Source organism: Variovorax sp. OK212 (genome assembly GCF_900112425.1).
GTDB lineage: Bacteria > Pseudomonadota > Gammaproteobacteria > Burkholderiales > Burkholderiaceae_C > Variovorax.
Genome location: NZ_FOLP01000016.1, coordinates 22,375 through 35,316, shown reverse-complemented (window position 1 = coordinate 35,316; position 12,942 = coordinate 22,375). Strand labels below are relative to the sequence as shown.

General features: G+C 59.5%; 8 protein-coding genes. 2 read left to right on the top strand and 6 right to left on the bottom strand.

The window, feature by feature from the left end:
• Positions 1-47: 47 nt before the first annotated feature.
• Positions 48-920, top strand: coding sequence for a ComEC/Rec2 family competence protein (locus BM004_RS30750; protein WP_093219037.1), 873 nt, complete (start codon positions 48-50; stop codon positions 918-920).
• A 531-nt stretch (positions 921-1,451) separates the two neighbouring features.
• Here the strand turns inward: BM004_RS30750 and BM004_RS30745 are convergent.
• The 3 genes from BM004_RS30745 to BM004_RS30735 all read right to left on the bottom strand — a co-directional run bounded on the left by BM004_RS30745 (position 1,452) and on the right by BM004_RS30735 (position 6,711).
• Entirely contained in the window at positions 1,452-2,801 is a 1,350-nt protein-coding gene (locus BM004_RS30745) for a DUF2357 domain-containing protein (protein WP_218153060.1), read from the bottom strand.
• A gap of 223 nt (positions 2,802-3,024) precedes the next feature.
• Positions 3,025-5,409, bottom strand: a complete 2,385-nt coding sequence (locus BM004_RS30740) for an McrB family protein (protein WP_143072573.1) — start codon at positions 5,407-5,409, stop codon at positions 3,025-3,027.
• A 141-nt stretch (positions 5,410-5,550) separates the two neighbouring features.
• Positions 5,551-6,711 carry a TniQ family protein gene (locus BM004_RS30735; RefSeq protein WP_093219033.1) on the bottom strand — a complete coding sequence of 387 codons (1,161 nt, stop codon included), beginning with the start codon at positions 6,709-6,711 and terminating at the stop codon, positions 5,551-5,553.
• Positions 6,712-6,920: 209 nt separating this feature from the next.
• Here BM004_RS30735 and BM004_RS30730 point away from each other — a divergent pair, with 209 nt between their 5' ends.
• Positions 6,921-7,919, top strand: a complete 999-nt coding sequence (locus tag BM004_RS30730; protein ID WP_093219031.1) for a hypothetical protein — start codon at positions 6,921-6,923, stop codon at positions 7,917-7,919.
• Between the two features lie 114 nt (positions 7,920-8,033).
• Here BM004_RS30730 and BM004_RS30725 read toward each other — a convergent pair whose 3' ends face one another.
• From BM004_RS30725 to BM004_RS30715, 3 genes are all read right to left on the bottom strand, one after another.
• A complete protein-coding gene (locus tag BM004_RS30725) occupies positions 8,034-9,497 on the bottom strand; it encodes an ATP-binding protein (RefSeq protein ID WP_143072572.1) in 1,464 nt (487 codons plus the stop codon).
• 149 nt (positions 9,498-9,646) lie between these two features.
• Positions 9,647-11,830, bottom strand: a complete 2,184-nt coding sequence (locus BM004_RS30720) for a transposase family protein (protein ID WP_143072571.1) — start codon at positions 11,828-11,830, stop codon at positions 9,647-9,649.
• Between the two features lie 4 nt (positions 11,831-11,834).
• A complete protein-coding gene (locus tag BM004_RS30715; protein WP_093219026.1) occupies positions 11,835-12,764 on the bottom strand; it encodes a TnsA endonuclease N-terminal domain-containing protein in 930 nt (309 codons plus the stop codon).
• Positions 12,765-12,942: the final 178 nt, after the last annotated feature.

Sequence of the window (12,942 nt, the reverse complement as noted above, 5' to 3'; positions counted from 1 at the left end):
TGCGCGCGTCCGGCGGTGCAGTGGGGGGCGCGGGGGCCTTCGCAGCAATGGGTGGTTCGCTGTTGGGAGCGGCCTTGCAATTGCAGCAACCGGTGTTGTGGCCGGCCTGGACCTGTGCCTTGTTGTTGCTCGTGGCTGCCGTGGGGCTGGCATGGCCGCGGCGACCGTCACGGCGGTGGATGGCCATGGCCTTCGTGTGCGGCGCCCTGGCCGGCGCGGGGCTCGCGGGGTGGCGCGCCACGGCCTATGTGCAGGGCGCGCTGCAGCCCGCGCTCGAAGGGCGCAGCGTGCAGGTCACCGGCGTGGTGGCCGAGATGCCGCAGCACAACGAATCCGGCGCGCGGTTCCGCCTGGATGTCGAATCGGCCCGATGGACCGACCCCGCGGAACAGGAAAACGGTACCGACGGCGCACCGCCGGTCGTGCCCGACCGCATCGCGCTCGGCTGGTATGCCGAAGACCTGGTCACCATGGCGCACGCCGGCGAGCGCTGGCGCTTCACCGTGCGGCTCAAGGCGCCGCATGGCAACCGCAACCCGTATGGCTTCGACAGCGAACTGTGGATGTGGGAGCAGGGCCTGCATGCCAGCGGCTACGTGCGCACCGGCGCCCGCGACGCGCCTCCCGCCTTGCTCGCCACGACGTGGCTGCACCCCGTCGAGCGCGCGCGGGAAGCCGTGCGCGACGCCGTGTTCCAGCGCGTGCCCGACCGCAACCAGGCCGGCGTGATCGCCGCGCTGGTCACCGGCGACCAGGGTGCCATCGACCTGCTTAGCAACAAAGGTGTCGTGACCCCTCAAATTTCGGCCTTCAGAGGGAAAACGCAAGCTTCGGCCGGTGAAGCGCCAAAGGGTGTCTTGTTCCCTCGTCACAAGCGAATTCGAGTCGCGACAAAGGATGTCTTGTTCCTAACCTTTTGAGCCTCTGCCACCGCCCTCTCGGGAGCGTTTGCAGTCGTCGCAGTTAGGCGGGTCACCGCCGTAGTCGATGAAGGACCTTGTGGCCTGTAGCTACGTCGTATAAAGACCTGCCGGTCGTCCGGCGGCGTTGGCGGCTTCGCGCCTTGGACTTGAAGGCCGTGCATGCAGCGCGCGGACAGTGGTTCACCAGTCGGACCGCCTCTGGCACAGGCGTTCAGCGGCCATCGCCCAGATGGCGGTATTGCCTTGCCCGAAACGCGTCCGCAAACGATTATTTTTGGGGCTGCCTAAAGCAGCCAAGGTAGTTGCGCGAGCATTCCGCGGCTGGAGGGCGTTTGATTGAATGGCCCCGACTTCGCGACTCGGTGAGCGGTCGGGCGAGCTTGGCAGCTACACGGCAAAGAGCGACAAGCCCTAGCTTCCCGCCACAGTTGCCGCGTGCCACCGTCCCAGCAGGCTCCTACGGCCTTTGCCGAGTCATTTCCTTGAATAGGTGGGTGAGGCACCTCTCGGGCGATTGGGGGAATGCTCTCATTCGATGTCGCCTAGCGCACTCGTCAGCCACTGTTTGAGGAGTGCGCTAAGGCGCGCTTCACCACCCCCGTTCACCTTTACGCAACTGATGGCACCTACGTTATTTGCCTGGATGAACGCGTCCTCCTCAAGTTCTGGCACCGTGTCTCTACCCGGAAGTAGCAGAAGACATGGGTTGGGCGGGGCGCACCCGACGCGCAGGGCGTCGTGGTAAATGTGGGCGGACGCCATTGCGTCCAATACGTTCTCGTGGCCGCTCCGCCACTTCGCGTCGAGGACCAGAGACCTCCTATAGCCAGCTTCGCTATGGACAAGCACGATGTCCGGGCGGCGCTCCCTTGAAATGCTCCAACCTGACCTTTTGCTGTAGGCCTTGAGTGCGGGGAATGTTGCCTGAAATAGCACCTCGAGCTTTGCGCCGCCGGCAAGCGCGAACGAGGTAGAGCGCTCAGCGGAAACGGTATCTGGTTCAGACGGAACGCCTGCCACTCCAGTTAGTTGACCGACCACCGTCAATACTCGCAGATAGCACCAAGTCTCGTAGATGCCCCATGACGGTGCCACATGAAGTTGGTCGTTCGAGTCGGAGCCGTCGACTTCGGTAGACAGAGACCTGCAGCCCAGACGGTAAGCCCGGCTGTAGGTCGGTTGAGCTGCAATCTGCGTCAGTCCAGCCGAGGACGTCACGCCACCAGCGACCTCGCCGAAGAGCGGTCCGACTAGTAACTTGTGCGTCCGTGAGCCAAGTCTGTCAAGGTCCTCTAGGCGGCACTCAACTCGAAGAGCCTGCTCTTCCTTCGGAGTTCCCAGCCCTAACTCCCTGACCTTGTCGCACGTTGCCGTCACGGCAGCTCTAAACCGACGGAGGAGGGCGAGCAGCGCGCGGTTCGCCGGCGTGTCAAACGTCGGCGCCGAAGTCAGACTACTGACTTGTAAGGAGTCCATCGCGTCCGGGCTTGGTGAGTGCCCCGTTGCCATCGCCGCGAGTCGCCGGTCTTGGAGCGACGAGTGGTGAAGACGTCGAATCCTTGATAGCGGCAGCACCTTCGCTTCTGCTGCAAGGGAACGGTGCGGGGAACTCGCGATTGTCTCCACTGCAGATAGGAACGCGGAACCGTGTTCCCGGAGCCGCGCAAGGAGGATGTCGCTGGCAAGCTTGCCGGGCTTTCCAGCGTGCCCGAACTCCATTGAGGCAGGAGACGCACCGACCAGCAGAGCTTGGTCGAAGGCTCTAATGTCCGCGACCATATCATCAAACGCAGCCTGCCCAGATTTGGCTGGGCTGGGGCTTACGTCGAGAAAGTACCTCGTTTTCTGTTCGCCTGGCGCGACTATGTCGACAGCCACGCGTCCGGAATAGAAGCTTGGCCTCCATTTCAAGAGCGACGCTGATTCGCGCTGCAGTTCTACGTCGTCAACGAAAATTCGCGTGTCGGGGCGTGAGCCAGTGGTCAGCAGGTAGTTGGTGTCCTCAGTGAGGCCCGCCCCTACTTGCCCCGGCTCCAATTCTGTCCAGGTCTCGCCATCGGGTGCTGTAGCCCTTCGGAAACGAAGCATTGCAACACCTCGGCTAACGCCAGAAGCGCGCAGCGCCGCTGACTACGAGGTCCTCTTGCATGCTTTTCACCTTGGCGCAGCATCTCGTGAGCCCGTGGTCCGCGAGGGCTTTATGTGTGTCCTGTAAGGCCTTCTGGAACTTGGCGGAGGTCTCTCCACGAAGCTTGGGAAGAACCTTGGCATAAATGACGTGGTCGAGCGCTGCCTCGTTGTTTGGCGCCAGCTTGGCGTGGAAGGCAAGATAGCTAACCACGTCGTCAATCGTCCGCCAACCGAAGTGAAGTCGCACAGGGGAGAGTGCCTCGCCCAGTGCGACCAAGACAGCCTGGGTTTTTTCTCTAAGCGCGGGCGCAAGTGCGGATGTAGTCCAACCTGGGAAGGCTTGAACGCTGATGTTCCAGAACTCCAGGGTGAACGCGCGGTCAAGAACCTTATCGGAGAGTCCGTGGGTGGTTTCATCCATGTTCAGAGTGCCGATGATTGCCAGGTTTGCGGGGTATCGGACGCGCTTTGGAGTTAGCACGGCGTCGTCGCCCAGTTGATGGAGGTCCAGCCAACCGTGTGTCTCCATGGCCGACAAGACCGGTGCGAGATACTGCTCCGGATGCGACAAATTCATCTCGTCCAGAATTGCGACGTACGGGTTCTCGGAATCCGCGGCGGCACGGAGTAGTAAATCGAGGAAGGGCGCACTGCGATACGACGAATCCTGGATGGGGTTGACGTACCCCAGGAGCGGACTGGGGTCGTACCAACCTGGCTGAACGGGGATTATGCGGACGTGCTCGTGGTTGTCCGCCTGAGCCGCACAAAGCGCCGAAGCGTAGTTTTGCGCCATCTGCGTCTTGCCCGACCCGGATATGCCGGTTAGGACGGCGAAATGGCGTACGGGATGGAACCAGAGGCCCGCGTGCAGCTGTTCGACAAGCGACTGGTCGAGGACAAGCTTTCCTGCTACCAGTTCTGAGAGGCGCTTGGACAGGTCCTCGAACGAGGGCAGTTGGACCTTCTCGACCACCTCTGCCTGGATTTCGGCAACGGTTTCCATAGGCTTGGGCAAGCCCTGGGGTTCCCACGTCACCAATTCAGCCCACCGCTTCCCCCGCTCGGTTAGCTGAAACAACTTCTTGTCATTGATGTCGGGTTCAATAAGCCCGAGGCTGTTTAACCACACCAGCATTGCTGACGGTGCGAAGTCAGTGGTCCATCCGGGATGCACGCCCTGCAGCATCGCCATAAGGCCTGCTTTTGACTGAGGCACCTTCTCCAGGGCCTTGAGGACATGGTCCACCCCAAGAACTTTTGTCAACAGGTGGTCTGCAAACTCGTCTGGGTCCTGCGTCTCAAGAAGGTTGATTCCACGCGCGCTCAGCCGATATGTGTCGCCGTCGCGCTTGCATAGGTCGAACTCGCGAGAGACGACGTTGATGTTGGTGATGAGGCTACTTGGGGCCAGTTCGGGGTTGGCTTGCTTGATGATGTCGGCGAACTCCTCCTTTGACACACCCTCGTTGAGCTCAGGAAGAAAGCCGAGCAGGGTCTGCAAACCTCCCTTCATGGAAGTCAGCCCCTTTCGGCGCAAAGCTGCAGGTAGTGGCTTCAGCGCAGCTGCTGTCTCGCTGGGGTTTTCTGTCGCGTCGCTCGGTTCTTCATCCGAGACACGGTCGTAAAGCATCCACGGCAAACAAATCCGACGCGCCAACCCAACAGGGTCCTCCGCGCTGACGGGGCCGAGAAGCGCGTCGATGCGCGTTCGTATGGTCTTGTGTGCACGTACCGGGTGGTCCTTAGCCCCGCCGCCCATCTCCTTGTGAAGAAACAGAAGCTTGCCCGGGTCGGCAACGGTCGTGAAGTGCTCGGGGTAGACTGAGCAGAGCACGCGATTGAGCTTCAGGCGAGGCGTGCGGCCGCACAAGACTTTCAGTCGGTCCCGTAGACCGTTGTAGAGCTCCGTGAGGTGAGCTTCTATGGCTGCTGGTTCGGTCGGTAGTGGTTTCACCAGCTCGGCGGAAAACCAGTCGCGGAAGCCCGCATCGGACAACGCTGGCGCCATCTTGACGGAGCCCATACCGGTGGCAGCAACTGGGTTCTCGTCCCAAAGCCGTCTCAAGAATTCTGGGTCTTTAAGTTTGTCCGGGATGCCTGCTTTTACCTCTGCGATGAAGGCGGCTAGGTCCGTGTACCAGTTCTGCGACCCCTTGGATGCTGCAGCTCCGGCTTGAACTGCATCTAGTTGTCCCTTCAACGTAGATTCGTTCTTCAGCTCTCCTGCCATGTCTCCCCCTTTGTTTCCGCCACGCGCTTGGGCTGGTTTCGATGTCGATATGGCATTCTGCCATTCAGAGAATTTTTCTTGAGACAGAACCGCAGAGGGCAAGAGAAAGACATCGGCGCCCAAAAGATGTGCTCACAACAATGTTGAAAACGGCAATCTATCGGAGCTATGCTCAACCACAGCGACTATCTACTATGGGCGTCCGAATCCATGCGCCAGACGACGTGGTGCTTTTGAGTTTTTTGTTAAGAGATGCTGTGCTGCCTACGCTGCTGCTAACTTCCGAAAGAGCGACTTGTTGACAGCCAGCGGCTTCACAGACGCTGCAGACGACCTGAACTCACGGACCGCTGCACGCAGGGCAGGTAATTCGTCCTTGCGGTGCCTGTAGACGGCGTACGCGCCGATTCTGCAGAGGAATTCTCTGGTGGTCAGCCTCTCACCAGCCTTGAGAGCACGCAGCACTTCCGCATGCACGCGCGGTGCATAAAAGGCGTCTAACTTTCTGGCCGCGGTTCCTTGATAGCCGGCGGGAATGTGGTCCAGAACGCCTGGTCGTTCTGGCTTGGAGGTCGACAACGCGACTTGAAGCAGGAGGTGCCGGAACGGGCTGAGCGAAAAAGGGTTGCCTAGACGGAACGCAGGGGCGGGCCAATCCTTTGCAAAAAGGCCCCATCGCCTGAGAGCATGCGGTGCAAATGTGCTGCGAACAACCTCAAGCAGGGCTGCACCGCTGACGTCGCGTCCTGCGGAGAGCCAACCATTGTTGACAGCAAAGTCTCTGTACTCGGCCGCCGTCTGCGGACGACCCGGTCCCCATTCCCTGCATTGGAGGTCGCGGGACCGCTCTGCCAGCAAGACCTCGGCTTTGCTCGGCGCTGACGACATGCGGTATCGACCCTTGAAGTCGTGGGGCATTGCATAAATCGTTGTGTGAAAGCGGATTGAAGGCCAAGCCGTGGTCGTCAGCCGGCAGCGATGGAGGCGGCAAGCTGTCACCCCTGGCAGGTTATGGGAGCAATGCCAGAAGGATTCTCCGTAGAGCGATAGCTCCGATTTGACGCAATCTCGGCAGAACAGGCGGTTGGTCTGCCCCTCGAAGGCGTTGTGCATCACGCCGAGCAGGGCGCCCAGGCCGCCGCCGCGGCCCAGTGCCCCCTGCAATGCGGACTCAAAAACAGCTTGGCTCGCGACCGATGTTGCGTACGGAAAAGCCGTGTGCTCCCAAAGCAGTCGCTCAGCAGGCTGCGCGAAGAGTGCCTGCATCGCATCAAGAGGGGGAATAGTCAGGAATCCATCCCGAGCCCCAGGCCGCTGAAGAACGACGCTCGCGAGCCGCTTGAAGGGAAGGCGAAACGCCCGGCAACAGCGCGTCAACGCGCTTGATAGCAACTCGTCCTCATAAGGCCCTTTGGCGGGAATCACAGCATCTCCTGCAACACCTACGTCGACACCACCTCAGACCAGCAGATTCAACGATTTGGCGAGCAACGTCAATCGGTTGCGCTACGGAGCGGAGCACCTTGTGCGTAAGGTCCTTTGATTTCACGACAAGGGCAGGGAAGGAACCATCTAAACCGCAGGGGGCTTAAAACATATTGCTCGTTCGCTTCACTGTTCCACAAGGAGTACCTATGGAATGGATTGAAGGCATCGAGAGAGAAGGCAGCGGTTACAGCCTTGCATTTAGAGGCAAGGACGGAGCCGTCAGGCTTGGCAAATTCAAAAAGCTGCGGTCAGCCGCAACGACCATCGGCGACAACATTCTTCATTTGGATGGAGCGGACCTCACGGAGATGACGCTTGTAGGCAGCGATGAGTTCTTGTCGTTGGCCGGTCTGCCGAAACCATCGCAGCAGAATCACCTTGTGTATCAGTTGCGGGTCGGCAAGGTTCGGGTTCTTATCCCCGCTGCCGCCATCATTCTTGGTTTTCTGGGCACTGTCGCGCGCCTTGAAGACCTGCCTTTTCGGGCATCGAGTCTCGACCTCATGGTCTCCCACACCGTCGAGGATGGCGCATCGAAGATTCGGTTTGGCCCTGAGACGAACTTCGGTGCCAAGGAACTGAGCCCCTTCTTTCAGGAACGAATGCGATGGATGACGGCGCACGCCGGTGGCCGGCGATTCTGGGCAAGCATCAGAGACTTCGCAGAGCAGGGCGTATTGGGCGTTCACGTGCCCAAGGTGCAGGTGAGTGGCTGGTTCAGAGGCATCACCAGAGGCGAATGCTTCCTTGCGACCAGATTGCACTTGGCTTCAATCGTGCCGCTGGAGGAGCCGCTGCCGTTCGCGAAATCGCTGCTGGGCCAGACCTTCGCCGTCGCCGACCCCAACGTCATCAGACCGATGTTCCGAGAAGCCGACGGAACGCTGCTCACGGGCGCAAAGGGATGGGCGCTGTCGGATTACGAGTGGGAGGAAATCGTCGCGCCCTTGCTAGGCCGGCAGGTTCTGTTCGGCGGCCGCCAGCGCTTCGACCACATTCTCGAGAAGCTCGGGACAGGCGGTCAGTTCAAAGGCTCTATCGTGGCCGGGGGCTTGGGCAGTTGGCTTCTCAAGCTCAAGAAAAATGGGAAGTGGGAGCAAGTCAAGGAGCGCCTCATGCTCCATCGCCACGCCTTGCGGTCGTAGACACCTTTGGCGCACTACATCGCTGCAGAGCGCCATAGCTTTGGCGTAACGACTAGGAAATAGTAAAAGGCCCGAACGCCGGTGCGTTTGGGCCTTTGTGCTCGCCGTGAGTTGTTACTCGCTGAGAGATTCGAAATCCGCGGGTTGAGCCGCGTCGATGGGGCTCGCCTTGCGCCGGTGAGCGGGGCGGGCTCTGTAAGGGAATGGCGACACCGCCTCTGCAGGGTCGACATCCGCGTGGCTCGCTGGGGCCAAGAGCTCAGATGGAATCTTCGTTGGAGACAATCCGAGGTCGGGCGCGAGGTCGGGAATTTGGGCGAGCATCGTCAACGAAGTCTTGTCCCGCGTATGGATTGCCTTGGTCACCTTCACGATGGAGGCCATGCGTTTGTGAGCGACGCGGTGAATAGTCTCTTCATCGAAGGTCTCCTCTTCTTCTTGCAAGCAGTCCCACTGCACGTAGTAGAAGAGCTTGACCATGAAATCGGGAACTCCTGCCGTGTAGTAGTGGAAGAGGTTGTACATTCGGTCCGTGAGCTCAGGCGGTTCTTGCAGCCATTGGTACTGCCAAAGGAGGCTCAAAAAGATGTGATATTCGGACGGTTTTTTCTCCGTGCCTTCAAGCGTGAGCGGTCCCCAATGAGGCAGGCCAGGCAAGCGACGCGTCTTGCTGAGCCGGGTGCCAATCGATTCTTCGAGCTCGATGGTGCCAACGAGAAGCAGGGGCACCTCGAGGCGATTCGATGCAGTAATGAGCAGCGTTGCAAGGGGCGCCTGGCCGACTCCCAGCTTGCGAGCGCCTGTGGACCTGTCAGCGGCGTAGTCCCGGTTCTGCGCTTCGTCGACCACAACCATCCCGACACAGTGGATGTGAATCAGGGTGAATGCGGCAAGCAAACGTTCCTCGGCGTTCATTCTGGGCCGGAGATAGAGGCGTTCGTAGTCTCCATCAGGGTAGAGCTTGGCGATGGCTGAAATGATGGCGTGCGCCAGCGTAGCTTGGCTCGTGCCGTTGTACGCCATCTCAATGGTCAATACCGGAATTTGCCAGACATTGATGTCGGCGTGATAAATAATCGGTTCGTAGAGGCTTGCCACGATATGTGAAAACGTCGAACTCTTTCCGGAGCCGGGCATGCCGGTGAGAGACGAGCAGAACTGCGCGGTGTTTGCCACACGCTTTCTGGCGCCGAATTGCTGGAGGCTGATGCATTCGTGTAGGCCTTGCAAGATTGCGTTGCTTTTGGCTGAATGCGGCTCGCGTGCCACGTAGCCTTCGCATATTGTTGCGTACATGTACTCAGCCAGCTCGCAGTTTCTGCGCAGGGCCACGAACGCGCGGAGTAGTTGCGGCAGCTGCATCTTTCGCAGTGCCCGCGGGAGGTTGCGTTCCTCCGGGGAGTAGTCGGGCAAATTGTTGAGGAGAGCTTTCAGTTCCTTTCGGGTCTTGGGGAAGGGACGGAGCGCGGATATGAGGCGATGCCCTGCAAGGCGCGACAGCGGATGAGACTGATAGTTGGCTACCGAGTAGTCAAAATTCTTGCTGGTAGCTGGGGAGGGGTTGGTTTGGTCGTTCATAGATGTCCTTAATCCGGAAGAAGCTCCGGTTCTTCATGTAGCGAATCTCTGAGCCGCCTAAAACGCTTCGCTGCTCAAGCGGTCTAGCTAGAGGACACCCGTGCAGGGGCACTGGCGGCCCCCGTATGCGATGCCGGCCGACATGCTGATTAGTCATCGTCCATTTCCATCAGGGCAGCCATTGGGTCGAAGGCCCTGGTCGGAATTGCGACCTTGAGCGGACGCGACGGAGCGCGTGCGGCGTCAACCTTGAGCACGGGAGCTGCAACGTCCGAGGGGGGCATTTCACTTTGTGCCATCGAACTTGGCTTCACGCGCGCTGCTACCGCAGCCTGCGCCGCCCGGCGCCCAGTCGCCTCCTTGGCCCGCACGTCCTTTGCTCCCGACGTGCGTGATGCTCCGTTTGAAGCGGCAATGTCGGCTTGGGTCTTCTGGTGCGCCTTAGCAGCGCGAGGTGCACGGTCGTGCTCATGTTGGAGTTGCTGTACGAGGTTGTGGTCGTCGGCTTCCTTTTCCGCCTGCCTCGTGGAACTCACTGACACGGAGACCTCAGCAAAGGACTTTCCGGCGTACACAACGCACGCGGGCGTCAAATGCGCTTCATGCCAGCGACGAGGGTCAACAAGGTCCTGAACGAAGATGGTGTCCACATGCCGCCTGTCATACGAGATGTTCACCTCCGGGTATCGACCGCCAGCTTTCTTAACAAACCAGTTGTTCTTCTCCGCGTGGTCGCAGGTGTAGAAGACGTCGTTCAGCCGAATGCCGTTTTGACTTATGACGCCGAGCTTCTTGCTCAGGAGCTTGGCTTCGAGGCTCTTGGCGTCATATTTCGTAGTGAGGCCCATCGCCTTAGACTGGTCATGCTTCCAAACTTGTAGTGGGATAGGCCGCACACCGGCGAGCTTGGCTTCCTCGGCTAGAGGCATGCCCGGATACATCTTCTGGTTATGCATCTCGAAGATTTGATACAGCTCGGCGTCGAGGTCATCGAGGTCGAACTCAGCGTCGTGCATGTATGAGTCTCCGTGACGACGCATTGCCTCGGCCGGAAATTGGTAGCCCGCGGTGTTGTCCCTAAGAGGGACATGCGTGATTCGAAAGCTGCATTCAATCGTCCCCTTTCCTGAGGAAAAATGGGCGGGGAGGTTGATGACGTCTACCTCGACATCGTCGGCAATGCGGTCGCTGTCATATCCGATGTTTTCGCTGCCTCGGTCCAGGATAATTTGGCCAGGGAGATGGCCATGTGCGGGATGGAGCTCTGGTTTCCATGGCACCTCAAGTCGATTGGCCTTGGCCTCACGGTCTTCAACCAGCGATAGAATGGCGCGCTTCGCACCATCCCATGAAGGTTTGTCCAAGGTGAGGTGGTAGCCCACAATCAAGCGGCTGTACCGGTCAACGATAAGGTACAGAGTTGGCTTGCCGATAATCTTGCTTCGGTCGTCCTTGGAAACAATCCAGAGGTCAACCTGCGTGGAGTCCATCTCATACTGATGGCCAACGCCGATTGCCTCCATAAGAACGTTACCGAGCTTGCCCCGAAAGTCGTTCCTGAATTCTCCGGGTCCGCTTTGGCGCTTGAGCTCAGCCACTCTTCCGTGGCGCTTGTCCAACTCGTAATAGAACTGGCGAGGGCTGGGTTTGGGCAAGAGGGCGACCTTGCCGTCGTTGTCGATGTACGACCACAGGACCTTGCAGACCTTGTTGAAAATGTTTCTTCTAGAGCTTTTCTTCTCGGCAAGAAGAGGCTTGGCAATCTCCCAGGCCTTATTCTTGAGCTCCTCGGTATAGTCGAACTTGGGTTTCAAATCCTCGCGCGTTCTTCCCGCAACCTTTCGCAGTGCTGCCTTGCGCGGGTCAGCTTGCGTGTGGTGCCGCGCTATACCGCACTTATCGAAGCTTGGCGCGAGCGAGTCTTTGGTCATGCCTCCCTGCCAGTAAAGGCGAAGGGACCTCATCAATGTTGTCGTCGAGCAGCTCATTTCAGCGGCGCGCGCGGCTAACAGCTTCTTTCGACCCTCGCGGTTGAGCACCGCGGTTTTTTCAAGCAGCGGTTGAATCAGCGTCCAGCGTCGCTCGCACAGTTTTAGCGAGGCGCCTACCGGTTCTGCCCGTGGCGATGCCTCAGGAGCAGTGCTCTTCTGAAGCAGGGTTAGTTCTTTGCGTTCTAGCTTTACCCGCAGCTTGCTATGAAGCCATCGCACAGGGACGGCGAGGGGGGCGTTGATATCGATGACGTATGCCCGGTCTTGAGCAGGCTCCACCTTGAGCAATCGGTACCGCTTGCCGTCGCCTACAAGGACGTCGTTCTTGGAGATGTGGTACATGGAATCACCCGTGGATTTGGGGTGCTGCACTCGCGCTAGCCGGCCGTTGCGAGAGCACCCCGGATGCGGGTCCGGGCGGCCTTTCAGCGGCGGCCGATAGGCAAGCGTCGGGGGTCGCGAGAGAAAGGGTCCCAAGCGGTCCGACGAGGAGAGAACGGAACGACGTGGTGAGGTCAAACCTTGCCTGGTGAGACCAAAGGAGCCGACGCAGCGCCCAGTTGGCCGCGCCGCAGGCGCAACCGAATTGCCTATCAAACCGTTCGAGAAATTGCAGGAGCCTCTCCGCTGGTTCGTGCTCTGACGCATGACTGAGTGCGCGATGAAACTCTGAGGTCATGTCCTCATCGACGCTGCCGCCAAGGTTTTCGCTCCAGGAGCCTCGCACCGCAGCCATCCGAATCCACTGGAGGTTGTGCACGACCACGCGAGGGATGGTCTCCTCTGTGACCAGGATATATTCCGCGCCGACACGACGGGCATATTCACGCCGGAGGGCCAGCTTCTCCATGGTGCGCTTGTTCTTGAGCTCCGCAAGCGGCTTACAGTCAATATGGCGCTCTCGACCATCAGACTGCATCAGTACCCCGTCAAGGGTCACGATGGCAGGCTCTCGCGTTTTGAGCATGTACGGGTGGTTAATGCCGAGTTCGTCGGCAATCTGCATGCTCACCTCGAGGGGGACGGGCTTCTGGTCAAAGTAGTCGAAGAAGGTCCTTAACGATTCGAACCACAGGAACGCGTTCCTTTCGATGTTTGAGAACAAGGTCACCGTTCGCCCGAGCTTCGGGCTGAAAAGCCGAGTCGTCGTGCCGATGGAGGAGAAGTCTCGGACGGTGAGCCACGGCTTGTAGCTCGAGTGCGTGCCTTGCCCGTGACCATCGCGCTTGCGCGCGAAGACCTTTTCTTGGGTCCAAACGGTTGCCTTGCGTCCCATCACGCACCTCGCTTCACAAAGAGGTCAAGCGACGTCCGGTCGACTTCAATAAGGGGTCTACCTGGCAGGCGGCGCAGCGCTTGGACAGTGGCCAGGATGTCGTTGTCGTCGCACAAGAGGTGACCCAAGATGAGCAACGAGTACGGGCAACGGACAATGACGATGTGCAAGGCGCGTG